The organism is Acidithiobacillus ferriphilus (genome assembly GCF_018854775.1).
Classification (GTDB): Bacteria; Pseudomonadota; Gammaproteobacteria; order Acidithiobacillales; family Acidithiobacillaceae; genus Acidithiobacillus; species Acidithiobacillus ferriphilus.
This window is the reverse complement of record NZ_JAAZTY010000052.1, coordinates 1-25,200: the sequence shown is the minus strand read 5'-3', so window position 1 is coordinate 25,200 and position 25,200 is coordinate 1. Positions and strand designations below refer to the sequence as shown.

At 57.8% G+C, this 25,200-nt stretch carries 27 protein-coding genes, 1 pseudogene and 1 riboswitch; of the genes and pseudogenes, 24 read left to right on the top strand and 4 right to left on the bottom strand.

Features of this window, described 5'->3' with window-relative positions; genetic code table 11:
* Positions 1 to 468: pseudogene (locus HF921_RS04480) on the top strand (phosphomannomutase); the annotation flags it as partial.
* Positions 452 to 760: a hypothetical protein gene (locus tag HF921_RS04475; protein WP_064220269.1), complete on the top strand. Its 309-nt coding sequence runs from the start codon at positions 452 to 454 to the stop codon at positions 758 to 760. The pseudogene HF921_RS04480 and the gene HF921_RS04475, both read left to right, overlap by 17 nt.
* A 12-nt stretch (positions 761 to 772) precedes the next feature.
* Here HF921_RS04475 and HF921_RS04470 read toward each other — a convergent pair whose 3' ends face one another.
* Positions 773 to 2,365: an ABC-F family ATPase gene (locus HF921_RS04470; protein WP_064220268.1), complete on the bottom strand. Its 1,593-nt coding sequence runs from the start codon at positions 2,363 to 2,365 to the stop codon at positions 773 to 775.
* A gap of 200 nt (positions 2,366 to 2,565) precedes the next feature.
* Here HF921_RS04470 and HF921_RS04465 point away from each other — a divergent pair, with 200 nt between their 5' ends.
* The 8 genes from HF921_RS04465 (at position 2,566) to HF921_RS04430 (ending at position 9,525) form a co-directional block, all read left to right on the top strand.
* On the top strand, positions 2,566 to 2,955 hold the full coding sequence (locus tag HF921_RS04465) for a hypothetical protein (RefSeq protein ID WP_064220267.1): 390 nt from the start codon (positions 2,566 to 2,568) through the stop codon (positions 2,953 to 2,955).
* A complete protein-coding gene (darT, locus tag HF921_RS04460; protein WP_196762998.1) occupies positions 2,952 to 3,590 on the top strand; it encodes a type II toxin-antitoxin system toxin DNA ADP-ribosyl transferase DarT in 639 nt (212 codons plus the stop codon). The genes HF921_RS04465 and darT overlap by 4 nt, the downstream gene beginning before the upstream one ends.
* A gap of 18 nt (positions 3,591 to 3,608) precedes the next feature.
* Positions 3,609 to 4,667 carry a type II toxin-antitoxin system antitoxin DNA ADP-ribosyl glycohydrolase DarG gene (gene darG, locus HF921_RS04455; protein WP_064220265.1) on the top strand — a complete coding sequence of 353 codons (1,059 nt, stop codon included), beginning with the start codon at positions 3,609 to 3,611 and terminating at the stop codon, positions 4,665 to 4,667.
* Positions 4,664 to 4,840, top strand: a complete 177-nt coding sequence (locus HF921_RS04450; protein ID WP_155735392.1) for a hypothetical protein — start codon at positions 4,664 to 4,666, stop codon at positions 4,838 to 4,840. Before darG ends, HF921_RS04450 begins: the two co-directional genes overlap by 4 nt.
* A gap of 5 nt (positions 4,841 to 4,845) precedes the next feature.
* A riboswitch (TPP riboswitch) is annotated at positions 4,846 to 4,939 on the top strand.
* Positions 4,940 to 5,012: 73 nt separating this feature from the next.
* Positions 5,013 to 6,896 carry a phosphomethylpyrimidine synthase ThiC gene (gene thiC / locus HF921_RS04445; protein ID WP_064220264.1) on the top strand — a complete coding sequence of 628 codons (1,884 nt, stop codon included), beginning with the start codon at positions 5,013 to 5,015 and terminating at the stop codon, positions 6,894 to 6,896.
* A gap of 127 nt (positions 6,897 to 7,023) precedes the next feature.
* Positions 7,024 to 8,385: a sigma-54 interaction domain-containing protein gene (locus HF921_RS04440; protein WP_064220263.1), complete on the top strand. Its 1,362-nt coding sequence runs from the start codon at positions 7,024 to 7,026 to the stop codon at positions 8,383 to 8,385.
* Entirely contained in the window at positions 8,369 to 9,052 is a 684-nt protein-coding gene (locus HF921_RS04435; RefSeq protein WP_064220262.1) for an alpha/beta hydrolase, read from the top strand. Before HF921_RS04440 ends, HF921_RS04435 begins: the two co-directional genes overlap by 17 nt.
* Complete coding sequence (locus tag HF921_RS04430; RefSeq protein ID WP_081258250.1) at positions 9,043 to 9,525, top strand: CopD family protein; 483 nt, start codon at positions 9,043 to 9,045, stop codon at positions 9,523 to 9,525. The genes HF921_RS04435 and HF921_RS04430 overlap by 10 nt, the downstream gene beginning before the upstream one ends.
* Before the next feature lie 21 nt (positions 9,526 to 9,546).
* Here HF921_RS04430 and HF921_RS04425 read toward each other — a convergent pair whose 3' ends face one another.
* On the bottom strand, positions 9,547 to 10,965 hold the full coding sequence (locus HF921_RS04425) for a dihydrolipoyl dehydrogenase family protein (RefSeq protein WP_064220271.1): 1,419 nt from the start codon (positions 10,963 to 10,965) through the stop codon (positions 9,547 to 9,549).
* Between the two features lie 405 nt (positions 10,966 to 11,370).
* Between HF921_RS04425 and HF921_RS04420 the strand changes: the two genes are divergently transcribed.
* Genes HF921_RS04420 through HF921_RS04405 form a run of 4 tightly spaced genes read left to right on the top strand, consistent with a single transcriptional unit; the run spans position 11,371 to position 15,930 of the window.
* Complete coding sequence (locus tag HF921_RS04420) at positions 11,371 to 12,906, top strand: glucan biosynthesis protein (protein WP_064220261.1); 1,536 nt, start codon at positions 11,371 to 11,373, stop codon at positions 12,904 to 12,906.
* 5 nt (positions 12,907 to 12,911) lie between these two features.
* The gene (locus HF921_RS04415) at positions 12,912 to 13,418 is read left to right on the top strand and encodes a hypothetical protein (protein WP_064220260.1); all 507 of its coding nucleotides are present in this window, start codon (positions 12,912 to 12,914) and stop codon (positions 13,416 to 13,418) included.
* Positions 13,419 to 13,420: 2 nt separating this feature from the next.
* Complete coding sequence (mdoH, locus tag HF921_RS04410) at positions 13,421 to 15,496, top strand: glucans biosynthesis glucosyltransferase MdoH (RefSeq protein WP_064220259.1); 2,076 nt, start codon at positions 13,421 to 13,423, stop codon at positions 15,494 to 15,496.
* A 17-nt stretch (positions 15,497 to 15,513) separates the two neighbouring features.
* Positions 15,514 to 15,930: a tetratricopeptide repeat protein gene (locus tag HF921_RS04405; protein WP_064220258.1), complete on the top strand. Its 417-nt coding sequence runs from the start codon at positions 15,514 to 15,516 to the stop codon at positions 15,928 to 15,930.
* Positions 15,931 to 15,942: 12 nt separating this feature from the next.
* On the opposite strand, the gene HF921_RS04400 is transcribed toward HF921_RS04405, so the two are convergent.
* Entirely contained in the window at positions 15,943 to 16,989 is a 1,047-nt protein-coding gene (locus tag HF921_RS04400) for a complex I NDUFA9 subunit family protein (protein ID WP_064220257.1), read from the bottom strand.
* A 127-nt stretch (positions 16,990 to 17,116) separates the two neighbouring features.
* Here HF921_RS04400 and HF921_RS04395 point away from each other — a divergent pair, with 127 nt between their 5' ends.
* Positions 17,117 to 17,530 carry a DUF423 domain-containing protein gene (locus tag HF921_RS04395; protein WP_064220256.1) on the top strand — a complete coding sequence of 138 codons (414 nt, stop codon included), beginning with the start codon at positions 17,117 to 17,119 and terminating at the stop codon, positions 17,528 to 17,530.
* Positions 17,509 to 17,937 (top strand): hypothetical protein, encoded by a 429-nt coding sequence (locus tag HF921_RS04390; protein ID WP_229066058.1) that lies wholly within the window; start codon positions 17,509 to 17,511, stop codon positions 17,935 to 17,937. The genes HF921_RS04395 and HF921_RS04390 overlap by 22 nt, the downstream gene beginning before the upstream one ends.
* On the opposite strand, the gene sohB is transcribed toward HF921_RS04390, so the two are convergent.
* On the bottom strand, positions 17,934 to 19,013 hold the full coding sequence (sohB, locus tag HF921_RS04385) for a protease SohB (protein ID WP_226834329.1): 1,080 nt from the start codon (positions 19,011 to 19,013) through the stop codon (positions 17,934 to 17,936). The two genes, HF921_RS04390 and sohB, sit on opposite strands and share 4 nt — an antisense overlap.
* A 27-nt stretch (positions 19,014 to 19,040) precedes the next feature.
* On the opposite strand from sohB, the gene HF921_RS04380 reads away from it, so the two are divergent.
* From HF921_RS04380 to HF921_RS04345, 8 genes are all read left to right on the top strand, one after another.
* A complete protein-coding gene (locus HF921_RS04380; RefSeq protein WP_064220254.1) occupies positions 19,041 to 19,283 on the top strand; it encodes a MoaD/ThiS family protein in 243 nt (80 codons plus the stop codon).
* Positions 19,284 to 19,285: 2 nt separating this feature from the next.
* On the top strand, positions 19,286 to 19,780 hold the full coding sequence (locus tag HF921_RS04375) for a molybdenum cofactor biosynthesis protein MoaE (protein WP_215891895.1): 495 nt from the start codon (positions 19,286 to 19,288) through the stop codon (positions 19,778 to 19,780).
* A 7-nt stretch (positions 19,781 to 19,787) separates the two neighbouring features.
* Positions 19,788 to 20,273 (top strand): YajQ family cyclic di-GMP-binding protein, encoded by a 486-nt coding sequence (locus tag HF921_RS04370; protein ID WP_064220252.1) that lies wholly within the window; start codon positions 19,788 to 19,790, stop codon positions 20,271 to 20,273.
* Positions 20,274 to 20,359: 86 nt separating this feature from the next.
* A complete protein-coding gene (gcvT, locus tag HF921_RS04365) occupies positions 20,360 to 21,487 on the top strand; it encodes a glycine cleavage system aminomethyltransferase GcvT (RefSeq protein WP_215891896.1) in 1,128 nt (375 codons plus the stop codon).
* Positions 21,484 to 21,867, top strand: coding sequence for a glycine cleavage system protein GcvH (gcvH, locus tag HF921_RS04360; protein ID WP_064220250.1), 384 nt, complete (start codon positions 21,484 to 21,486; stop codon positions 21,865 to 21,867). The genes gcvT and gcvH overlap by 4 nt, the downstream gene beginning before the upstream one ends.
* Positions 21,868 to 21,871: 4 nt before the next feature.
* Complete coding sequence (gene gcvPA, locus HF921_RS04355) at positions 21,872 to 23,224, top strand: aminomethyl-transferring glycine dehydrogenase subunit GcvPA (protein WP_215891897.1); 1,353 nt, start codon at positions 21,872 to 21,874, stop codon at positions 23,222 to 23,224.
* Positions 23,221 to 24,651, top strand: coding sequence for an aminomethyl-transferring glycine dehydrogenase subunit GcvPB (gene gcvPB, locus HF921_RS04350; protein WP_215861794.1), 1,431 nt, complete (start codon positions 23,221 to 23,223; stop codon positions 24,649 to 24,651). The genes gcvPA and gcvPB overlap by 4 nt, the downstream gene beginning before the upstream one ends.
* Positions 24,648 to 25,200, top strand: a 553-nt coding sequence (locus HF921_RS04345) for an AAA family ATPase (RefSeq protein WP_215880046.1), incomplete at its 3' end; no start/stop codon positions are given. The genes gcvPB and HF921_RS04345, both read left to right, overlap by 4 nt.

Genomic DNA, 25,200 nt, shown 5'->3' with positions numbered 1-25,200 from the left:
AGCGGTTTTCTGCTGGGCAGCCCGCTCACTCGTGATGGCCGCACTCTGGCGCCGCTTCCCACCCGCGACGCGATTCTGCCCATGTTGACGGTGCTGACGGCGGCGAAGGAGCGGCGCACCCCCCTGGCAGCCTTGCTGGCCGATCTGCCGCCCCGTTTTACCGCCAGTGACCGTTTGCAGGACTTTCCCACGGCGCTGAGTCAGCGCTATCTGGATGCTTTTCGCGGCAAGGACAAGGTGGCCAATCTCGCGGCTTTCAACGCTGCCTTCGGAGAAATCGCGGGTGACGCGCAGCACATGGATCTGACGGACGGCATCCGGGTGACCCTCGCGCAGGGTGGTGTCATTCATCTGCGGCCTTCCGGCAACGCGCCGGAACTGCGCTGCTATACGGAGGCCGATAGCCCGGAGCAAGCCGAGGCCATGCTGCGGAAGGCCTTACAGATCATGAATGGCTGGCGGGCCTGAGCGGCGGATGCGGCGCATCGCTTTTTCGCGCATCTGGTGGGTGTATATCGGCACCGGGCTGCTTATTGCGGACCTGCTGCTCATGGTGTTGCGCTATTTGGGCGTGGTGTTCAAAACCAACGCCGTGGCGGAGCTGGCGGTCCACCATGGCGTCGATGCCGAGGCGCAGAGCCTGTTGCATCTGGCGAACGTGTTGAATGTTGTCCACTGGAAATGGATCGGCGAAATTTTTTTGGTCGGTGTTGTTTTACTCTTTATCGGGATGTGGAAACCCTTTTACCGGAAAAAATAATTCAGCCCATCTTCAGCCCGTGCCCTGACTGCGCAGATAGTCCTCATAGGTGCCCTTGAAGTCCTGGATGCCCCGCGGGGTGAATTCGATAATGCGGGTGGCCAGTGACGACACAAATTCCCGGTCATGACTGACAAAAAGCAAGGTTCCGTCGTATTTTTCCAGGGCCGAGTTGAGAGACTCGATGGATTCCATATCCAGATGGTTGGTCGGCTCATCGAGAATCAGCACGTTCGGTTTCTGCAGGGTGAGCTTGCCGAAGAGCATCCGGCCCTTTTCGCCGCCGGAGAGCACCTTGACCGAACGGTTGACCTGATCCTGCCCGAAGAGCAGGCGGCCCAGCACGCCGCGGATCACCTGGTCATCATCGCGCTCACCACGCCACTGGCGCATCCAGTCGAAAAGCGTCATATCCTCCGCAAATTCCGGGGCATAATCCTGGGCGAAGTAGCCGATCCGCGCGTTTTCCGCCCATTTTATTTCACCGGCATCCGGCGTTAATTCACCTACCAGACAGCGCAGCAAGGTGGTTTTCCCCAAGCCATTGGAGCCGATAATGGCAAGCCGCTCGCCCGCTTCCACATGTAGGCGCATTTTATGAAACAGGCGCAGATCGCCAAAGGATTTGCTCAGGTCCTTCCCATCCAGGGCATTGCGATAGAGTTTGCGTTCCTGATTAAAGACCAGATAGGGATTTTGCCGACTGGAAGGCTTCACCTCTTCGAGCTGGATTTTCTCTAACTGACGGGCGCGGGAAGTCGCCTGCTTGGCCTTGGAGGCATTGGCGGAGAAGCGGCTCACAAAGCCCTGCAACTCGGCCATCTTCTCCTTTTTCTTGTCATTATCGGCGAGCAACTGATCCCGCACCAGGGTTGAAGCCTGCATATATTCATCATAATTGCCGGGATAAATGCGTAACTCGCCATAATCCAGGTCAGCCATGTGGGTACAGACGCTATTCAGAAAATGACGATCATGGGAAATGATGATGATGGTACTGTTGAGGTTGTTGATAAGATCTTCCAACCATTGAATGGTATGAATATCGAGGTTGTTGGTCGGTTCATCCAGCAGCAGAATGTCCGGGTCGGCAAAAAGCGCCTGCGCCAGCAGCACCCGCAGTTTCCAGCCCGGCGATACCGCCGCCATCAACCCGCCGTGCTGCTCCAGCGGAATACCCACGCCACTCAACAATTCACCGGCGCGGGACTCGGCCGCATAGCCGCCCAACTCCGCGAACTCACCCTCTAAATGCGCCACCTCCATCCCTTCTTCGTCGGTCATCTCCGGCAGGGCATAGAGGCGATCGCGTTCCTGCTTGACCCGCCAGAGTTCGGCATGGCCCATAATGACCGTGTTCAGCACGGTGCATTCTTCAAAGGCAAACTGATCCTGCCGCAGCTTGCCGAGACGCTCGCCGCTGCTCAGGCTGACGTGTCCGGAGCTGGGCTCCAGATCGCCACCGAGAATCTTCATCAGCGTCGTCTTGCCGCTGCCATTGGCCCCGATGAGGCCATAGCGGTTGCCATTGCCGAACTCGACGGAGACGTTTTCAAAGAGGGCCTTGGCCCCGAACTGCATGGTGAGGTTGGCGGTGCTGAGCAAGATCGACTCCGGATAATCGGTAGCTGGGGCTGATAACGGGCGCGATGATAGCATTGATTAGCTTGGCGCGTCCTTACTATTCGATCAGCAGGGTGGCGTATGGATAGCTTTTAACACAGGATTTAGTATCCTCTACAGATACCCATAACATGACAAGCCCGCTCAATTGACCCTTTTGACACCCTACCAAAGCCAATACTATGCATGTCGATGCAGATAACAGGGTACTGAATGAAGATGCGCATGCACGCCAATGCGCCTTGCTGCAAACCATCAATCAGCGCAACTTTGGCTACTTCGAACAGGAACTGCTCAAGAAACTGGGCCTTGAGCAAGAGATCAAGAGCATCGACGTCGAGATCAAGGATGTGCGCCGTCTGGCGGCAACCTCACCGACGCTGGAGGGGAAGCTGTCATGGCAGAAGAAACAGCGTGAGCTGGAAGCCAGGCGCGGCAAGCTGCGCCGCGACTTGTTCGCCCGCCAGGACGAAGTCAAAGCCCAGCACAACGACCTGATCACACAGCTTGAAGGGCAACAGCAGCAGGTTGAGGAATACACGCTGTTCACCATCGAATGGGAGTTGAAGTGACGCCCTCCAACATTAAGATCTATCATATCGCTCATATGGATCGTCTGCCCTCCATCAGTGCTGACGGCTTCCTGTGGTGCGATGCGGAGGTCGTGCGGCGCGCGCCTACGGGCACGACCATTGGCATGAGCAGCATCAAGCTACGGCGGTTGAGCGAATTGCATCTCAGCAGCTACCCAGACCTGCGTGTCGGCGACTGTGTGCCGTTCTATTTTTGTCCGCGTTCCGTCATGCTTTACCTGATCTACCAGGGCAACCATTCGGAACTGAACTACAGCCAAGGACAAGGACCGATCCTGCATTTCGAAGCCGACCTGCACGCAGTTGTCGCGTGGGCCAACGCGCAGCTCGTGCGCTGGGCTTTCACTCTGTCGAACGCAGGCTCCTATTTCTTCGAAGATCGAAACGATCTCGCACGTCTCGACGAGATCGACTGGAACGCCGTTCAGGCGCGCGATTGGCGGCAATGCAAGGAGGGCAAACAAGCGGAGTTTCTGCTGGAGCATCGCTTTCCCTGGCACCTGATCGAACGCATCGGTGTTCAATCGCCTGTCGTCTACCGGCAGGTAGTCAACGCCCTTCCCGCGAACGGACATCGGCCCTCGGTCGAAGTCCGCGCGGACTGGTATTACTGAAACGAGAGGAGCACAGCCATGATCGAACTCACTTGCGGCGACATCCTTAAGAGCGAAGCAGACGCGCTGGTCAACACCGTCAACTGCGTCGGCGTGATGGGGCGCGGCATCGCCCTGCAGTTCAAGAACATGTATCCCGATAACTTCAAGGCCTACGCCGTCGCCTGCAAGCGCGAGACCGTGCAGCCGGGCCGCATGTTCGTCTACGAGACGGGGCAGCTCACGTCGCCGCGCTTCATCATCAACTTCCCGACCAAGCGCCACTGGCGAGGCAAAAGCCGCATCGAGGACATCGACGCTGGCCTTGCCGATCTGGTCAAGGTTGTGCGCGACAAGGGCATTCGCTCCATCGCCATTCCGCCGCTGGGCGCAGGCTTGGGCGGGTTGGACTGGAACGAGGTGCGCCCTCGTATCGAGCATATGCTGACAACGCTTGCCGACGTGCGGGTACTGGTGTTCGAACCCAATGGTGCACCAACCAACGACAAGATGGTACATGTACGCGAGGTGCCCAAAATGACGGAGGGGCGCGCCGCCCTGGTGGAGCTGATGCAACGCTATCTGGGCGGCCTGCTCGACCCGTTCATCACCCTACTGGAAGTCCACAAGCTGATGTACTTCATGCAGGAAGCCGGTGAGCCGCTGCGGCTCCGGTACGTCAAGGCGCCCTACGGGCCTTATGCCGAGAACCTGCGCCATGTGCTGCGCGCAGTCGAAGGCCATTTGATTGCAGGTTACGCCGACGGCGGCGACGCGCCCGACAAACCGCTCACCCTCGTGCCCGGCGCGGTCGATGAAGCCAGGGATTTCCTTGATCAGCACGAAATCAGCCGCGTCCGCTTCGAGCACGTGACCAAACTGGTGGAAGGCTTCGAGTCGCCCTATGGCCTGGAACTCTTGGCCACCGTGCATTGGGTGATGCGCCGCGAGGGTGCGACCCAGCGCGACAGCGTGGAACGTCAGGTCTACGAATGGAATGCACGCAAACGGCAGTTCACGCCGCGTCAGCTTGCCATCGCGGAAGAACGACTTAGGTCACAAGCTTGGCTTGAGGCCACAGGTCATCACACGCCATGAGCAAACAAAAACTCGAACTCACCTGGATTGGCAAGGAAAAGCGGCCCCGGCTGGAGCCTCGCATTTTGCTGGAAGATGCAGGGAAGTCGTATCACGCCGGGCAGCGGGTGTCGGAGCACGATGTTTTTGATAACTTGACAGATTCACTCAGCTTCCCGTACCTTGCTCAATGAATCGTTATAAACGCTAGGGGCGTCCACGTCGTGGGCTGAGAGGTACCCTTGGAACCTGATCCGGGTCATGCCGGCGTAGGGAAGCGCGACCGCATCACGCCTGTCCGCATCTTCCTCCCGTATCCTGATTTTGTTCCGCAGTATTCGCATAAATTTTTAGGAGGAATGACTGATGGCTACCCGTCCCACGGATATGGTGAACACTATGCAGGACGCAGCGGTAACCTGCGGCCCGATTCCCGGCTCACACAAGCGTTACCTCAGTGGCGAGCGTTTCCCGGAATTGCGCATCCCCTTGCGGGAGATTCGGCAGAGCGACTCCCGGAAGCGGGACGGCAGCCTCGAAGTCAATCCTGCCATCCCGGTTTACGATTGCAGCGGTCCCTACACGGACCCGGATGCGGTCATCGATATTCATGCGGGTTTGCCCGCCCTGCGTTGGCAATGGTCGTCGACGGATACCGCCATCGAAAGCCGCCCCGAGCCCAGTTCCGCCTATGGTCGCGCCCGTTTGGCGGATGTTCGCACGGCCGATCTGCGGTTTCATCATCGCCGCGAAATTCGCCGGGCGGCCAACGGCGGCAACGTCTCCCAGATGCACTATGCGCGGCGCGGTATCATCACTCCCGAGATGGAGTTCGTCGCCATCCGCGAAAACCAGGGTCTGGATCGTCTGCGCGCCAGTCATCCGGCGTTGTTCCGCGCTCATCGCGGCGAGTCCTTCGGCGCGCAGATCCCCGACACCATTACCCCGGAATTTGTGCGCGATGAGATCGCCCGAGGCCGAGCCATCATTCCTGCCAATATCAATCACCCGGAACTGGAGCCGATGATTATCGGTCGTAATTTCCTGGTGAAGATCAACGCCAATATCGGCAACTCCGCAGTCAGCTCGTCCATCGCCGAAGAAGTGGAAAAAATGGTCTGGTCGATCCGTTGGGGCGCCGACACGGTCATGGATTTATCCACTGGCAGACACATTCACGAAACCCGCGAATGGATTATCCGCAACAGCCCCGTACCCATCGGTACCGTGCCGATTTACCAAGCCTTGGAAAAGGTCGATGGGAAGGCCGAAGACCTCACCTGGGACTTGTTCCGGGATACACTGATTGAGCAGGCGGAGCAGGGTGTCGATTATTTTACCATTCATGCCGGCGTCCTGCTGCGTTACGTCCCGCTGACGGCGAATCGTCTTACCGGCATCGTCTCGCGCGGTGGTTCCATCATGGCCAAATGGTGTCTCGCCCACCATCAGGAAAGTTTCCTCTATACCCATTTTGAAGAAATCTGCGAGATTATGAAGGCCTATGACGTGAGCTTCTCCCTCGGGGATGGGTTGCGCCCCGGCTCCCTGGCCGATGCCAATGACGAGGCGCAGTTTGCCGAGCTGCATACCCTGGGTGAACTCACCCGGATCGCCTGGAAGCACGATGTGCAGGTCATGATCGAAGGCCCCGGTCATGTCCCCATGCAACTCATCAAGGCCAATATGGAGGAGGAGCTACAGCACTGTTTAGAGGCCCCGTTCTACACCCTGGGACCGCTGACCACGGACATCGCCCCCGGCTACGACCACATTACCAGCGCCATTGGCGCCGCGCAGATCGGCTGGTACGGCACCGCCATGCTCTGTTATGTCACGCCCAAGGAGCATCTCGGCCTGCCGGACAAAAATGATGTGCGGGAAGGAGCCATCACTTACAAGATAGCCGCCCATGCCGCCGACCTGGCCAAGGGGCATCCCGGTGCGCAGGTACGGGATAATGCGCTTTCCAAGGCGCGTTTTGAATTCCGCTGGGAGGACCAGTTTCATCTCGGACTGGATCCGGAAAAGGCGCGGGAATATCACGACGAGACCTTGCCGCAGGAAGGTGCCAAAGCGGCGCACTTCTGCTCTATGTGCGGACCTCATTTCTGTTCCATGAAAATCTCTCAGGATTTGCAGGAATACGCCCAGTCTAAAGGCGAAGACATTGAGACCGCGCGCTTAGAAGGACTGCAGGAAAAGGCTGAGGACTTCAAACGGCTGGGGAAAAACATCTATCTACGTTAACAAATATGACTGTCAGATATGGCATACGAGAATCGGCGGAAGCTGTTATAGTTGGCATGCCTACCGGGGGAGAGTACTCGTCGTGCGGGTAGCGCGATCTGGTGTGTGAGTTACGATGGGGAGGGCCATGACGGATTTACTCAAGCAGTTACGACCGGAAATGACGTCGCTGTTAAACTGTTTTAGCGCTCCGGCGGTATTGCTTTGCTCGGATTACACGGTCCTTGCCGCCAATCAGGCCTACCGACGGGTTTTCGGTGATGGTAAGCCTTTACAGGGGCGGCGCTGTTACGAGATCATGGCGGAAGCAGGCTACACATGTCGTCAGGGGGGCAACCAGTGCCCCCTCGATACGTGTCAGCGTTCTGGTACCGATCAGCATGTGGTGCATAGCGGTACCTCCGGAAACGCCCAGATTGATCTGTACCCCATTCGCAACGATAACGCCGAAGTCGTTTATTTTCTCGAACTTCTGATTCTTATACCGCAGTCGGTTGTGCAATCCGCTCCAGCTATGGTCGGCAACTCCCCCGCCTGGCAGGACGTTACCGCGCTTATCCGACGAGCGGCCCCCAGTGAGGCCGTCGTATTGCTGCTGGGAGAGTCCGGTACGGGCAAAGAACTGGCCGCCGCCGCCATACATCAGGGTAGCCGGGTTCGCAACGGGCCCTTTGTGGCGGTGGATTGCTCTGGATTGCCCGAAACCCTCTTCGAGAGTGAGCTCTTCGGCCATGAGAAAGGAGCATTTACCGGCGCACACTCGCGCAAAATTGGCTTGGTAGAAGCGGCTAATGGTGGCACCCTTTTTCTGGATGAAATCGGCGATATTCCCCTCAACTTGCAGGTAAAACTCCTGCGCCTGCTGGAAACAGGTTATTTCCGGCGAGTGGGGGGCGTGGAGCCGATTCGTTCGCAGTTCCGCCTGATCTCGGCTACACATCGCCCGCTGGAAAGAATGGTCGAGGAGGAGCGGTTCCGGCAGGATCTATATTATCGTTTGAATACCTTTCCTATCGTGTTGCCCGCGCTGCGTGAGCGCCTGGAGGATATTCCCCCGCTGGCGGAAGCCATTCTGCAGCGATTGCCCGTGGCCAAGGGCCTCCAGCTTCATGCGGACACGCTGGATATGCTGCAACACTATGATTACCCCGGTAATATTCGTGAATTGCGCAACATCCTTGAGCGTGCCGCACTGTTGGCTGATGATGTCTGGATTCTCCCCGAGCATCTGCCCGCAAACCTTCAGCATCTGCCAGGGCAGAAGAAACCCGGCACGGCAAACGCAGTGTCTGCCAGACAGTCCTCCGTACCAGGCGTTGCAGAAATCATTCCTCTGGCGGAACTGGAAGAGCAATATCTACGCTGGGCGCGGGGAAGTTACGGCGGGGATCGCCGCAGTCTGGCGCAACGTCTGGGCGTAAGCGAACGCACTTTATATCGTAAGTTGGATGCATTGAGGAGTCATACCGAACATGTCGTTGAGCCATGATGTTTGGCCGGAGGGTCTGCTGACGCGCCCCGGTCGCGATGCGGATGCTCCTTGCGTTGTGCTGTTGCACGGCCTCGGTGCCTCTATGGAAGACCTCGCCGGGGTGGCGGATCTTGTAGACCCGGAAGGCCGCTACCGCTGGGCATTTCCCAATGCGCCTGTGCGTCCGGTCCGCATCAACGGCGGCAGACCGATGCGGGCCTGGTATGACATTTATGGTTCAGACAGTCATTCCGCGGAAGATGCGGAAGGATTACAGGACATGGCCAGGCGGCTCAGCGTCCTACTGGATCATGAGGCGGGTAAGAGATCATCTATCATTCTCGGTGGATTCTCGCAGGGCGGTGCCATGTCGCTCTATACCGCATTGCATACCGGTTATGTGACCAAGGCGGTGCTTGCCCTGAGTGCCTACCTGCCGTTGCGCGCCCAGCTGTCGACAGCTACGGCCAAGTCGCCGCTGATATTTTTGGCGCACGGGCAACAGGACACCGTCTTGCCCATTTCTTATATGGAGATTGCCCAGCAGATGATGGAAGTATTGGGTTATAAGATAAGCGCTCACCGCTATCCCATGGACCACACCCTTTGTGAGGACGAACTGCTGGATTTACGTACCTTTCTTCATACAATTGCCGATTCCCAGGAGACGATACCATGCCAGTGAATGTGTTATGGATTGAACAATTCGTACATATTGTCGCCGTAGTGATCTGGATTGGCGGTCTTTTTTTCGCCACGGTCGTGCTGGCACCCGTTCTGCAGGCAGAAATCGCTCAGGCCAGCACCCGAATTCCTTTGCTGCACGCCATCCTGCGCCGATTTTTTCTGTGGGTCTGGATATCCGGTGCAGTATTGCTCAGCAGTGGTTACACCATGGTAGCGCTGTTCTACGGGGGCTTTGCCACCCTCAGTGCGCCGATCTCAATGATGATGTTATTGGGTACGATCATGGTGATGCTGTCGCTGCATGTCTACTTTGCACCGCTCAAACGGCTACGGCGTGCCGTCCGCGATCAGGACTGGAAGGCGGGTGCACGCGCCTTGAGTCAAGTCCGCCTGGTTTCTGGCGTCAACCTGCTCTTATCGTTGGTGGTGATTCTGATGGGGGTGTGGGGGATGGTTGGCACCCCCTGGTAGCCTTGCAGTCCGGGTCAGTCGTTAATCTGTTGCTCCAAAAATCCGCTCTTCCAGACCCCATCGTGCCGCCAGCGTTTCGGCGGCATTCACGAGTTCTTCCGCGCGCGAGGGGTGGTTGACGCGCGTTTCGACGATCTTGCGCAAGGCCTCATCGCGGTTGCCATTACCGGCGAGCAGGTGGATCAGTTCGCCAGCATCGCGGCCGACAATTTCACCGCCGAGCAACTCGCCGCTATCCATGTCCGCCAACAAACGGACGAAGCCCACACTATCATCCTGCCCCAATGCCCGCGGTGAGGTTTCAAAAGCGGCAAAACCCACCGCTGGTTCAAAGCCCAGGTCTTCGGCCGCATCATCATCCATACCGATACGCGCCAGTTCCACTGCCGAATAAACCAGTTCCGGTACCCAGAGCGGATCGCGTTCCTGTTTTTCGGCGCTGAGCAGATTATGGATGACTATCTGGGCATCGCTGAGGGCCTGATTGGCATTCATGATCGGGCCGACCGCATCGCCAATGGCATAGATGCCGGGCTCCTCTGTCTCCAGCATGGTATTAGTCCGTACAAATCCACGATCATCCAGGGTGACATTGGTGTTTTCCAGCCCCAGTCCCTCCGTAAAAGCATGGCGCCCGGTAGCGAGCAGCAGCCAATCGCCCTGAACCGACTTCCCCAGGTCATCGAAGACCGTCACTCCAGCGGTCGTCGTTTCAATGCGGGCGATCCTGAATCCTGCCTGTGGATGGATATTCAACGCCGCCAGCGCCGCTTTGAGCGTATCCTTGGCCTGCGGTGAATACCGGGTATGGGCGAGGGGAGGGGCGTGCGTCAGCCATTCCACCTGTTTGCCGAGTTGGGTGAAAATATACGCGAACTCGGTGCCGATGACCCCGCCGCCCACCATAATTACCCGATCCCCACTGGGGACGCCGTCGTCATAAAGCATATCGCTCGTCAGCGCCTTACCGGGTACCGTGGTGATTCCCTGGGGTAGGGATGGCACCGATCCGGTGGCAATGACGCTGGTTTCCGTATGGATTTCCGCCAGGCCCGCAGCGCTCTGGATTTGAATGTGCCGCGGATCGAGGAAGCACCCGGTGCCATTATAAAGATGCACGCCAAGACGCTTCAGATAATCGACATAGCTGGCGCGCACCGTCTCGACCACTTTATGCTGGTGCTGCCAGGCTTGCGTCATATCTCCCGTGAGCGCCATACCCACAACGCCCCGTTTTTCGAAATGACGACTTTGCTCGATCCACTTTGCCGTCTCATGCCAGTCCTTTTTGGGCACGCAGCCGCGATTCAGGCAGGTGCCACCCCAGGTCTGATTCTCGATGATCGCGGTTTTTTTACCACGCAGAGTGGCCAGCACCGCCGCGCGATAGCCGCCTGGGCCACTACCAATAATCGTGATGTCATAATTTTTTGTTTTCATGATTCCATCTTTTTCAATAAAATAAGAAATATTCGTAAAGTCATTTGCCATGTTCATGGCGAGTTGCTGCTTGCCAGACTGACAGGCCCCCTGCAGATCAAGCAGCGGATAAATAAATTGTGTTGTTGTTTGACAGCGACGCCCACCCCTCGCCATTCTCAATGACTGAAGCGCATTGTTTATGGGAACAATCTGTTAACGTTTTTTGATAATATAATGTTTTCAGTGAGCTATAAAGCTTGCCTGAAATCTGTCTGCAAGAACAGGCCCGCCGGCGTGGTTGATTCATGGCCAAATCCCTTCTAAAAGCGTCGGGTGCAAGCGACAATTACAGCTTTAGAGTAATGACAATGATTACAAAATTAAATAGTTATATTTTGGCACACATTTTGCTTTATTGCTGCCATGCGTGTTTATCATCTTAATCGTCCGTTACTAAAGCTGCTTGCCGCCGCCCTGCTGGGGTTCGCCGGATGGGCTATGACACCGACTACGTATGCTGCTGATTTTAACATGACCAACGTGGAGGCCAGGGCCAAAACGTTGGTGAACAGCGCTTATGATGCGAAGCCGTTACCCATCCCTGCCTTCCTGAAAGACCTAAGCCCTGAACAATATGCGCAGATTCAGGATGTTATGCCACTCTGGCGTGGCGACCATTTGCCCTTTCAGGCACAGTTTTATCTGCCAGGCTCCTGGTTTCAGCGTCCAGTGGTCATCCGCAGCGTCGTGGATGGTGTGGTGCAGCCGATCCGCTTTACGCTTAAACATTTCAGTTTCGGTGATCTACACGTACCCAAAGATATGCCCGGCGAACTCGGTTACGCAGGTTTCCGGCTGCTCGCGCCGTTGAATACACCGCCTCGTTATAACGAGTTCATCTCCTTCCTCGGTGCGACTTATTTCCGCGCCGTGGGGAAAAATGCCATCTACGGGACGTCGACACGTGGCCTCGGGATCGACACGGCCCAACCTTCCGGTGAAATCTTCCCCTACTTCAAACAATTCTGGCTGGTGCGGCCCAAGGCGGGCGCTACCCGGATGGTGGTCTACGCGCTTATGGACAGTCCGGTGGCGACGGGTGCCTATCGCTTCACCATCCAGCAGGGTGATAGCAGCACGGTACATGTCGATGCCACCATTTACCTGCGCAAGCCGGTACAGGTGCTCGAGCTTGCGCCACTGACCAGCATGTACTGGCATGGACATGGACGTGGTATCACCGCCGGTGACTGGCACCCGGCACAGCATGATTCCAGTGACTTGGTCATGGCCAACGGCAACGGCGAATGGATCACCCGGCCCATAGACAACCCTTTGTACACCCAGACCACCACTTACGACATGGATCACCCTGAGGGCTTCGGTCTGATTCAGGAGGATCGCCAGTTCTCCGCGTATGAAGGGATTGCGACCAACTACCAACGGCGCCCCAGTGTCTGGGTCCAGCCCGATGGCGACTGGGGCAAGGGGCAGGTGCGTCTGGTAGAACTCCCCACCAACAACCGCGATATGGATAATGTTGTTGCGTTTTGGGTGCCAGCGCATGAGCCTGCGCCCAAAACGCCCCTGCACTTTGCGTATACTGTACGCTTTTTCCTCGATAACCACGGTCTGATACCGCTGGCTCATCCTGTGGGCACTTATTTGGGCAATGACATGAAAGTGCCTGGTGCGCGGACGGTGGTAATTGATTTCGCGGGCGGCGCCCTCACGAATCTGCCGGGGACTGCACCCATGCAGATCCACCTCAATGCTGCAGACAATGCCAAAGTACTCAGCCAACGGTTGGAATGGAATAAAGAAGAGCATGTCTGGCGGGTGCTTGCGGTTATTCAGCCGCAACCGGATTCGCCCAGCAACGTGCGGTGTTTTTTAACCTTGGACAACCAGGTGATGAGTGATACCTGGACATATCTCTTACATGCGGCAAAGGAGTAGGCGTAATGTTTAAAGATGAATCAAGCTACGGCGTCAATCCCGCGGGTGAGCTACTGGTGGGTTGGACAGAGGAAGCCACGGTCGTCGCAAACAATGCCCTGGTGCTGGCCCGTGTGGAGCAGTATATGGCTCGCCTATCCTTAAGCGAGGCCCAGCGGCTGTGGCTTCGCGGGGAAGTGGTGGTGCAGTTGCGTGGCACGGACATGGAAGGCGAAGCACTTTATGCGCAAGCCTTTGCGAGTCTGCACATGGCCTTGGCGACTCTGACGGATGGCGACGAAGTGGATGCGCGTCTGGATTTGTCTCTCAACCTGCCCGTGGGCGGAACCCATGACGGTAAATCCTGTCGCTGGTTGCAGCGCCAAATGGCTCCGGCTATTGTGCGGTCCAGCATGAACGCGCGGACTTTGAATCGCTCCTGGGGTGCGGCCTTGTTGCGTCTTGTCCAGTCTGTACTGCGGGACCGCGGTGCGATCAGTGCGATTCGGCGCGTCTTGCCCGGAGAAGCCTGAATATGGGCCGTAGCAGCGCCCGGCCATGGGAAGCCATCGGCCGGTACCGGCGCTACTGGCTCAGCACCTTCATCATTCTGCCCGCGTGCGGCGCAGGCCTGATGCTCGTTCAGGTGCTGGCAGACCGTCTGCCTCTGTGGCTGGAAATCCCAACACTGCTGATTTTCGTATTATTGTTCGCCTGGATATCTGCGGGCTTTTGGACCGCAGTGGTGGGATTTATTCTGCTCATGCGCGGACGAACAGATACCGTACCGGGTAACCCCGAGTTGCGTCTTGCGGAGCCGCGTCCGCAAAGCCGCGTAGCTATAGTCATGCCCATCTATAACGAAGAGGTAGAGCGGGTCGCGGCGGGGCTCCAGGCGACTTATAAATCTCTGCAACATGCCGGAGCGCTCGCGCACTTCGAGTTTTTTTTGCTGAGTGACACTCGTGATCCCGCGATCTGGCTGCGCGAAGAACTGGTGTGGTCAGCACTCTGCCAGTCTTTAGATGCTTTTGGCCGTATTCATTACCGGCGGCGGCCCATCAACAACAAGGCCAAGAGTGGCAATGTGGCGGATTTTTGTCGTCGCTGGGGTAAGAATTATGAATATATGGTTGTGCTCGACGCCGACAGTGTGATGAACGGCGAGACGCTCTACCGGATGTTGGAGATGATGGAGGGCAATCCGCAGGTCGGCATCATCCAGACCCAGCCGCTGGCCGTTAACCGCGAAACTCTCTATGCCCGCCTGCAACAATTTGCACAGCATTTGTACGGACCGATCTTTAGTGCTGGTCTGCGCTTCTGGCAACTGGGTGACGGCCATTATATCGGCCACAACGCCATTCTGCGTACCGTACCCTTCACCCAATATTGTGCCTTGCCCGTGTTGCCGGGGCGCGCGCCCCTAGGCGGCCCGCTACTGAGCCATGATTTTGTTGAAGCGGCGCTCATGGCCAAAAGTGGTTGGGAGGTATGGTTTGTGCCTAGCCTGTCGGGGAGCTATGAAGAAGTACCACCGACACTGATCGATGATCTCAAACGGGACCGTCGCTGGGCGCAAGGCAATCTTCAACATCTGCGCCTGCTAGCGGGGGAGGGGCTGCGCCCGGCGCATCGTTTTCTCTTTATCAACGGTGCCATGTCATTTTTGGCGGCGCCATTGTGGGGAATATTTTTAATCCTTGGAGCACTGGGCTCGCTGCACTGGGCCAATACAGCCAATAACGGTAGCACAACGCTCTTTGACTGGAGTTGGCTGGCCGATCCCATGCCCTTCTGGCTGTTTGGAGTAACGATTATCTTGCTGCTATCACCCAAATTTATGGCGGTGCTCTGGGTCATGTATCAGCGCGGTCAAAAAGAACATTTCGGTGGCTTATTCAATCTGCTGGCCAGCATGTTTTTCGAGAGTCTTTTTTCGATCCTCATGGCACCTATCCGCATGGCCTTTCATAGCCAGTTTGTGATACAGACATTGATGGGGCGAGGTGTGCATTGGGGCGGGCAGGTGCGCGGTGATCAGGAAACCTCCTGGGTCGATGCCTTTCGGTATTTTGGCTGGTATTCTGCGCTGGGCCTGAGCTTGGCAGCGCTTTTGTACCCTTTTCTGGGCCTCTGGCATTTTGTCTGGCTGGTACCCATACTTGGGGGGTTGACGGCAGCGGTGCCCATTGCAGCTTGGACGAGTCGGCCAGCACTGGGACGCTGGGCGCGGCGTCATCGTCTCTTCGTTATCCCCGAAGAGGTACGTGTCCCACCAGAGTTGCAGGCACTCAGCGCGGATAGCGTGGCCTACCTGCCCCACATTGAAGGAGATCCCTTCATACAGGTTGTGGTGGATCCCCGCTTCAACGCCATCCATACCGCCCTGCAGCGAAACCGCACGGGGGCCTGGCCGCGCGCGGCGAATCTCTGCCACAAAGCATTGGAGCAGGGGCCGCAGGAACTCAACAACCGCGAACGCAACATACTGCTCAGTGATCGTAATTCCATGCTCGCATTGCATCGTGCGGTCTGGTCCACTGCCGATCGGGCACGCTTGGCCGCTTGGGGCTTGCAAAGTGACGAGTGGAAATTGACGGATGTGTAACTTATCGAGGGTAAGTGATGACTAAGGGCGGCGAATCCTTGGATCTGATGGCTCTGGCGGGTATCCGCAGCTTGCGCGACTTGCAGGAACGGGCACAAGCGGGTGACCCAGTGGCACAATTCAATATGGGCGTGAAATATGCCGAAGGCATTGAAGTTCAACAGGACTATCTGGAAGCCGCCAAGTGGTACGGGGCAGCAGCAGATCAGGGCGATGCGCCCGCCCAGTTTAATTTGGGATTGATGTTTTATCAGGGGACAGGGCTGCGCAGGGATCTGCACTATGCCTACGAACTGTTCAGTCTGGCAGCAGGTCAAGGAGACACCCGTGCCCTGGCCGGAATGACGGCTGTCCTCGGTGAAGTGCCCGGAGACGTCGCTGCAGAACTTCTGAACACCTTTGGGCGGGGAGATACCGGCTCACCCACCCATTAACTGGCTTGGTGTTTAGGGGCGCCGGTTGCGGATTTCGGCCAGACGCTCCGCACGGCCCCCTTTTTTCCTCAGGTAGCCGGGTACCACGCTCTCAATGGCGGTGGCCTGAATATGAAATACGTCAGCCAGATCCTTCCGGGTGCAAATATTGTCTACGGACAGGGAAAGCAAATTATCGCGCGTGAGCACTTTGCCCGGCAGCTTCTCCATGATACCGGCCTGCAGGTTGCCGACAAGGTTACCGAGGGGCACGATGGCGCGATGGGTGCCGATCAGGCTCTGGGCGTAAGCCATCAGTTCGCCGAGGGTGTACACCTTGGGACCGCACAAGTCATAGGCCTTGCCATAGGTTTTTTCATCATCAATGGACTGCACGTAGGCACTGACCACATCCTCTACCCAGACCGGCTGCATTTTGGCGTCTGTGCCGGCCATGGGAATGAAAAAAGGGATGCCGCGCAGCAACCGCGCGAAGCGGTTAAAAAAGCGGTCTCCTTCCCCAAAAATCACCGAAGGGCGGAAGGAGGTCACCTTCAGGCCGCGACCCCAGAGCAGTTTTGGGCCAGTCAGGTAATTAAAGTGACCCATTTCCGCGCTGTTCTCACCAGATTGGCGGATGATCTCCTCACCGATCCCCTTGGAGCGCAGGTAGGCACTGGGACCAATGGGACTGGCCCCCAAAGCGCTCATGTGGAGCAGACGCGGAATGCCCAGATGTCCGCAGGTGTTCGCCACCAAGCGTGGTAGCTCTATGTGATTTTTCTCGAAATCACCATGTCGCCCGGGCGGATAATCTTCGCGGCCAGGCTTGTTTTCATTGAGGATACCAACAAGGTTGATGACCACGTCGCATCCTTCGAGTTGTTTTTCTAAGGCGATGGGGTCATGGACATCCGCCTCAATCACTTCCACGCCGGGGAGCACCAGCAGGTTTTCGCGGTTGCGTTCGCGATTGCGCGTCAGGATGCGTACCGAGTGCCCGCCCTGACTTAAACGCTCAGCCAGATGACGCCCGACAAAACCGCTGCCGCCGAGAATGCAAATCTTATGTGTTGCCATGATGCCTCCTGAAATTGCGTTGCCAAGCATAGCACAGGCTTATGAACGGTGTGGATGGGATATACCCGTATTTGAACCTGGTCCCGCACATGGGATATAAACGCAGAGTGCTGGCAAGGGGAATACTATGGCGGAATTGACAGGGAATGCGGCGACGCGGTTGGGCGGGCGTTTTGTAGCACTGGGCGCATTGGTGATGGCCCTGGCGGTGATTTTCAGCGCGGCAGGTGATCATCTGGTGGCCAGCCGGGTGAGTGCCGAGGACTTGCATATTTACGATATTGCGAATCGCTTTCAGATTTATCATGGGCTCGGTCTGTTGTTCATCGGCGTGTTGATCCGCCAGTATGGCAAACGGCGCTTGCTTTATGCGGCAGGAGGACTGATGACCTTGGGTACGCTACTGTTCTGTGGCGGACTCTATCTGTTGACGCTGACCGGCGACGTATCTTGGGCTTTTTTTGCGCCCGTGGGTGGGATAACGCTGGTTCTTTCCTGGCTGTCGCTCGCGCTGAGCATGTGGCGGGCATCCGCAACGTAGAAGGGATAATTATGTTAATTGCAACGGGAAATGCATACGGTAAATATCTGGATTTCGCCGATGCCGAAGTGGGGGATGAGTTTTGGGTTGTGGAGCATGTGCCTTACAGCGGGACTATAACGGCACTACGGGCCTATACTGTAACAGAAATTAATTCAAAAACCGTACTGTGCCATGCTGAAGAAGGTAAGCCACTCAAATTGAAGCGTGCCTTAGCTCAAGAAAATTGCTATCTGGATACCGACCCCTATTTCCAGAATATTTCACGAACCTGGCGGATTAATACGCAGGTGCAGGCGGCGAAACAACTGGTCAAGGAGCATGAAATCATGGACTTTGACCAGGAAGTTGTCGACGCGATAATGGCGTGGCAGAAGCGGGTATCGGTACGGAAGAGCAACGGTTAATGTGGTGTTTGCCAGAGTTTGTCCCAGCTTTGCTGGGCGGCGAGGCCGAGACGTTGGGGGAATGTCTTTTGGCGCTGGTAATGGAGGGTGAGCACTTTGCCCTTTTGTGCCGCTTCCAGGATAATTTCGTCGCTGGTGGCGAGCTGATCTACCAGTCCTAGTTGTAAAGCCTTGCTCCCCAGCCAGGCCTCGCCGGTGGCCACCTGCTCTAACTCCAGGTGTGGACGGTACTGCTGTACAAATTCGCGGAACAGGGCATGGGTTTCTTCCAGTTCTTCGCGCAGCTTGGCTCGGCCGCTGTCGGTATTTTCGCCGAACAGGGTGACCGTGCGTTTGAATTTGCCTGCGGTGAACTGTTCCCAGTCGATGTTGCGGTCTTGCAGCCAGCGGTGGAAGTTGGGAATCTGTGCGACCACGCCGATGGAGCCGATGAGGGCAAAAGGACTGGCGACAATGCGGTCGGCAGTGACGGCCATCATGTAGCCGCCACTCGCGGCGACAGCGTCGACCAGTGCCGTGACATGGATTTTGGCGGCGCGCAGGCGCAATATCTGGGCCGCTGCGAGGCCGTAGGTATTGACCATGCCGCCGCCGCTTTCTAAGCGGAGCAGGACGGTATCGCCGGGTTTGCTGGCCTGAATAATGGCGGAGATTTCTTCACGCAGGGCGCTGACGGCAGAGGCGCGGATGTCGCCCTTAAAATCGAGCAGATAAGTACAGCTTTCGGTAACGGGATCTTTAGCCTTGTCTTTGCGGTCTTTTTTGAGGGCCTTTTGATGGACTTTCAGGGCTTTTTTATCCAGCCGGTATTGCTGGACGTTTTCGCTGGATTGTTCCAGTTGTTTGCGCAGGTCGCTGACCTGCACCTGACCTGATGTGGGGTTTTTACGTCTGCTCATGGCGATAGCGGTGATGCCGCCCGCAACGATAAGTAAGGCGACCACGATGGTGACGGTGTCGGCGAGGAAAAGCAGGTAGTGACTGAAGAAGGTTTCCATGGCGCAAAGATAGGCGGAAAGACGATAGCTGTAAAGATTTCGGATATGGTTGCTGGCTGGCGCGTGCAGGCTTATCATTTTGCTTCTTGCTGAGGTGTTTTTTTCATGATCTATGTGAAGTTTTTTGCCAGCGTGCGCGAGCGTGTTGGAGTGGGGGAAATATCCTTGCTGATGCCGGAGGGGGGCGTAACGGTGGAGGAGGTGTTGTCGCTGGCGGAAGATGAGACCGGTGTGCTTCTGCAAGACGCGCATCTGCTGGCAGCGGTGAATTTGCAGCATGTACCTTTCTCTGGGGTGGTACATGATGGCGATGAGGTAGCATTTTTCCCACCAGTAACAGGTGGTTAGTTTTGATTATTAAAGTTCAACAGGAAGATTTCGAGCCCATGGCGGAGATGGCGGCTTATCCAGTGGATGCCATTGCCGGAGCGGGTGGCTCGGTTACTTTTACCGGGACGGTGCGCGATTATAGTGAGGCGGCGGATATTTTGGCCATGGAGATCGAGCATTATCCGGGGATGACGGAGCGCGAGCTGGAGCGCATCAGTGCCGAGGCAGCCCGGCGCTATGATATTCTCGATAGTCTGATTGTTCATCGTTATGGGCATCTGGCGCCCCAGGACAACATTGTGATGGTGGCGGTATGGTCGCGGCACCGGGCGGCGGCCTTTGATGCCTGCCGTTTTTTGATCGATCTCCTGAAAACCAGCGCGCCTTTCTGGAAAAAAGAGGTCACCCTTGCGGGCGCGCGCTGGGTGACTGATTGCCCAGGCTGCCGTGCCGGGGGGCGCGAGGGTCACACCCATGCGCCTTATACCCATTATTCCCACACACAGTTGAAGTGAGATTGCTATGCCAAGTTTTGATGTGGTGTCTGAAGTGGACATGCAGGAAGTGGATAATGCCCTGCATACAACGGTCAAGGAAATAAACACCCGCTATGACTTTAAGGGCAGCAAGGCGTCGATGGAGCGCAAGGAGAAGGAGATCATCCTGGTCGCTGAGGATGAATACAAGCTGGGACAGATGATCGATTTGCTCTCGATGCGCATGGTGAAGCGCGGGGTGGATTTGAAGGCCCTGGATGTGGGTAAAGTGGCGTCTGCGGCGGGTGGGATGGAGCGGCAGGTGTTGGGCCTGAAAGTCGGGCTGGAGACAGAAGTGTCCAAGCGCATGATCAAGTTCTTGAAGGACGGTAAGTTCAAGGCGCAGGGCAGTATTCAGGGAGACCAGTTGCGGGTGTCCGGCAAGAGCCGGGATGAGCTGCAGGCCGCTATTGCCGCGCTGCGGGGGCACGATTTTGGTCTGCCAATACAATTCAACAACTTCCGAGACTAATCGCAAGCATCAAAGAGGGACGGTATGAATAAGACAAAGTGGGCAGCGCTCATTGCAGAGGTGTCGGGCGTGGCGGCGGTCGTTTTATGAGCACGATCTCAGCACGGCGCACGGTGCTTTATGACTGGCATGTCGCGCATGGCGCGCGCATGGTGAACTTCGCTGGTTGGGAAATGCCTCTGAACTACGGTTCGCAATTGGCGGAGCATGAGGCGGTGCGGCAGGCGGCGGGGTTTTTTGACGTGTCGCACATGCGGCCTTTGGATCTGGGCGGAGCGGATGCGCGGACGTTGCTGCGCTATGCCTTGGCCAACGATGTGGCGAAGCTGGATGCGGTGCCGGGCAAGGCGCTGTACAGCACGATGCTGCAAGGCGATGGCGGGATTATTGACGATCTGATCGTCACCCATCGTGGAGATGGTAGGTATCGGATTGTGCTGAATGCAGGGGGGGCGGAGGCGGACACGGCGCACCTGCAGGCCATGGTGGATGCCCACCGCTGGCGGGTGACCCTGCAGAAGCGGCCGGATCTTGGAATTCTGGCGGTACAGGGTCCCACAGCGCGGGCCATGGCGGCGGCGGCCTTGGGCATGTCCGCATTGGCGGAGTTGCCGGTTTTTCACGCATTGGAGCAGGGTGATTTCTTCGTCGGGCGCACAGGTTATACCGGTGAAGATGGGGTCGAAGTGATCGCTGCGAATACTTTGTTGCCGGGCCTGGCGAATCGGCTGGTGGCCGCCGGGGTGTGTCCAGCCGGGTTGGCGGCACGGGATAGCCTGCGTCTGGAAGCGGGACTGGATCTTTACGGCCAGGATATGACGACGGCGGTTTCGCCTTACGCGAGTAATTTGGCCTGGACGGTGGATTTACGTGCCGCAGGGCGGGATTTCCTGGGGCGAACCGCACTGGAGGCACAGTTGGCCGCGGGGAGTGGCGCCAAATTGATCGGCCTGGCGATGCGTGAGGGGATTCCCCGTCATGGTTATGCGGTGGAAGATGCGGCGGGGCAGCCTTGTGGGGTGGTCACCAGCGGTATTTTCTCGCCCAGCCTGCAGTGCGGCATCGCGCTGGCCCGCGTGGATGCGGCGCTGGAGCCGGGGGCCACATGCGCCGTTGTGGTGCGCGGGGCGCGGCGTCCGGCTCTGGTGGTAAAGCCGCCTTTCTGGCGGCAAGGCGTGGCAACTTTTTCTTTTCCTGAGGAGCATGCGGCATGAGCAAGATTCCGGAGACGTTGCGTTACAGCGATACCCATGAGTGGGTCGAAGACCTGGGGGGCGGACGCTATCGGGTGGGGATTACCGATCATGCCCAGGAATTGCTGGGGGATCTGGTGTATGTGGAAGTGCCTGATATCGGTAAGGCGATTCATGGTGGTGAAGTCTGCGGCGTGCTGGAGTCGGTCAAGGCGGCGGCGGATTTGTATGCGCCCGTCAATGGCACGGTGATGGAGCGTCATGACGGACTGGGGGATAACCCACAGTGGCTCAATGAAGACCCCTATGGTCAGGGCTGGATTATGGTGGTCGAGGCCGACGCCGCAGCCTGGGCCGGACTTTTGGATGCGGCAGCTTATGCTAAATTAACGGAGTCTTGAGTAAATGCCCTATATTCCCCACGATGGGTTGGAGACGGCGGCCATGTTGGCCGCCGTCGGCGTTGACAGCCTCGACCAGCTATTTGATGAAATCCCGCCCAATTTGCAAGTGCAGGATATGGCCTTGCCCGAAGGGCTGTCGGAGATGGCTCTGCGCCGCGAACTGGAGGGGCGAGCCCTGAGCAACGCGCCGTTGCGCTGCTTTGCGGGGGGGGGCGCTTACGCCCACCACATCCCAGCCATCGTCTGGGAGATCGCCGGACGCGGCGAATTTTATTCCGCCTATACGCCGTATCAGCCGGAAGCCAGCCAGGGTACGCTGCAGGTCGTTTATGAATACCAAAGCTTTATCACGCGGCTGACCGGATTGGAGGTGAGCAATGCCTCGCTTTACGACGGGGCCTCGGGGCTGGCGGAGGCCTGCCTGATGGCGTTGCGTATTCAGGGCGGTCAGGGCGATGATAAATCTATTCTGGTACCGGAGAATCTGCTGCCGGGTTGGCGGCGGGTTTTGGATAGCATTCTCGGCCTGCAACAGATCCGTTTGGTGACGGTGCCTTATGACCGCGTTGCCGGCACTCTGGTATTACCTGCGGAGGCGGGGGATGCGGCGGCGCTGATCATTCCTCAGAGTAACGCCCTGGGTTTGCTGGAGTCCGTGGATGTGCTGACCGACTGGGCCCATGGCCATGGTCTGTTGGCCATCGCCGTGGTCAATCCCCTGGCTTTGGCTTTGCTGAAGGCGCCGGGGGATTGGGGCACACAGGGCGCGGATATGGCGGTGGGCGAAGGGCAGCCGCTGGGCATTCCCCTGACCGGCGGTGGGCCGTACTTTGGTTTTCTCGCCTGCCGCAAGGCCCATGTGCGGCAGTTACCGGGACGGCTGGTCGCCAAAACCGTGGACGGACAGGGCCGGGCGGGCTTTTGTCTGACCTTGCAGGCGCGGGAGCAGCATATTCGCCGCGGTAAGGCGACGAGCAACATCTGCACCAATCAGGGCCTGATGGTGACGGCAGCGACCATCCACATGGCAACGCTGGGCGGGCATGGCTTGCAACGGACGGCGGTGCTATGTCATGAACGTGCCGTACGGCTGCGGGAACTGTTGACGGTCGTGCCGGGGGTGCGCCTGCCTTACGGCGGACCTTTCTTCCACGAGTTTGTGCTGCGTTTGCCACATGCTGCCGTGGCGGTGCGGGATGCGCTGCTGGGCCACGGTCTGCTGGCGGGACTCCCGCTCTCTGACTGGGGGATGGGGGAGGCTGGCGATCTGCTGGTGTGCGCCACGGAACTGCTGGATGAGGCCGATCTGCTGGCGTATCGCGATGCCCTGACCTCTGTGCTGGAGACCTTATGAGCGATTCCATTTTCGATCACGATCACCATTTTCCGGCGGTGGAGTTGCCGTCCGATATCCCGGCGGAGCTACTGCGGAAGGCACCCCTGAATCTGCCCAACCCGGCGGAACTGGAGGTGCTGCGTCACTATACCCGCCTGTCGCAGAAGAATTTTTCCATCGACACCCAGTTTTATCCACTGGGCTCCTGCACCATGAAATATAATCCGCGGATTGCCCATACCATGGCCTCGCTGCCGGGCTTCGCGCGCCTGCATCCGGACACGCCGGCACCAGCCATGCAGGGACTTCTGCAGGTGCTCTGGGAGTTGCAGGAATGGCTGGCGGCGGTAACCGGCATGGCGGCGGTGAGTCTGACCCCGGCGGCGGGCGCCCAGGGCGAGTTGGCCGGTGTCGCCATGATCCGCGCCTATCATGCGGCGCGCGGAGACCATGAACGGCGGAAAATGCTGATTCCTGCGGCGGCGCACGGCACCAATCCGGCCAGTGCCCAGATGGCGGGGTTTGCGGTGGTGGAAATTCCCAATCTGGTTGACGGTGATCTGGACATGGCCTTTTTAGATCAGCATCTGGGGCCGGATGTGGCAGGAATTATGCTGACCAATCCCTCCACATTGGGGGTGTTTGAGCGACGGATAGCGGATATTGCCGCGCGCGTTCATGGGGCGGGGGGGCTGCTCTATTATGACGGCGCCAACCTGAATGCCATTCTCGGACGGGTGCAGCCGGGCCAGATGGGCTTTGATGTGATGCACTTGAATCTGCACAAGACTTTTGCGACACCCCATGGCGGCGGCGGGCCAGGTGCGGGTGCGGTGGCGGTGCAGGAACGCCTGCGACCCTTTCTGCCCCTGCCCATGGTGACTCGCTCCGAAGAGGGTGCTCTGCGCTGGTTGGACGAGGGTGATTTACCCCAGAGCATCGGTCGGCTCAGTGCCCATGGCGGTAATGTCGGTGTGCTGCTGCGTGCCCATGCCTATCTACGCCGTCTGGGTCGGGTAGGGGTAGGTCGGGTATCGGCTTATGCCGCGCTCAATGCCAACTACCTGCTCAAGGAATTGCAGCGGGTGGGTTATCAGGCGGCTTTTCCGGAGCGACGAGCCAGCCACGAGTTCATCCTGACGGTCAGTGACTTGCAGAAAGCGACGGGCATCCGGGCGCTGGATGTGGCCAAGCGTTTGCTGGATTTCGGGATTCACGCGCCGACCATCTACTTCCCGCAACTGGTGCCCGAGTGTTTGCTGATTGAGCCGACGGAGACGGAAAGCAAGGCAACCCTGGACCGTTTTGTGGCGGTCATGGCGCAGATTCGTCAGGAGGCACTGGCGCAACCGGAACTTTTGCGTGAAGCGCCCCACCATCTGCCGGTGGGGCGGCTGGATGAGGCGCTGGCGGCGCGGCACCTGGATGTGGCGGCCGCACAATGACGGTATCTCCGGCGAGTCTGCTGGACGCGCTCGGTGAGGTATTGCTCGATAAAGAACGGGCGCTGCGCCTGATTCTATCCGGCTTTCTGGCCGGCGGGCATGTGCTGGTGGAAGATGTTCCGGGGGTGGGCAAGACGACTTTGTCACTGGGATTGGCGCGTCTGCTGGGTCTGGATTTTACGCGGGTGCAGATGACGGCGGACATGCTGCCGGGGGATATCTTGGGGAGCAGTCTCTTCGATCCGCGCGAGCAACGCTTCGCCTTTCATCGGGGTCCGATTTTTCATGCCGTAGTACTGATGGATGAAATCAACCGGGCTTCGCCACGCAGTCAGTCGGCCCTGCTGGAAGCCATGGCAGAAGGACAGGTTTCGGCGGATGGGCAGAGCTTTCCGCTGCCCAAGCCCTTTTTTGTGATCGCCACCCAGAATCCGCAGGAGCACGCTGGAGTCTTCCCGCTGCCGGAGAGTCAACTGGACCGCTTTACGCTGCGTCTGTCGCTGGGCTATCCGAGTCGCGAGGCGGAGCGGCGGTTGTTGGCTGGGGAAA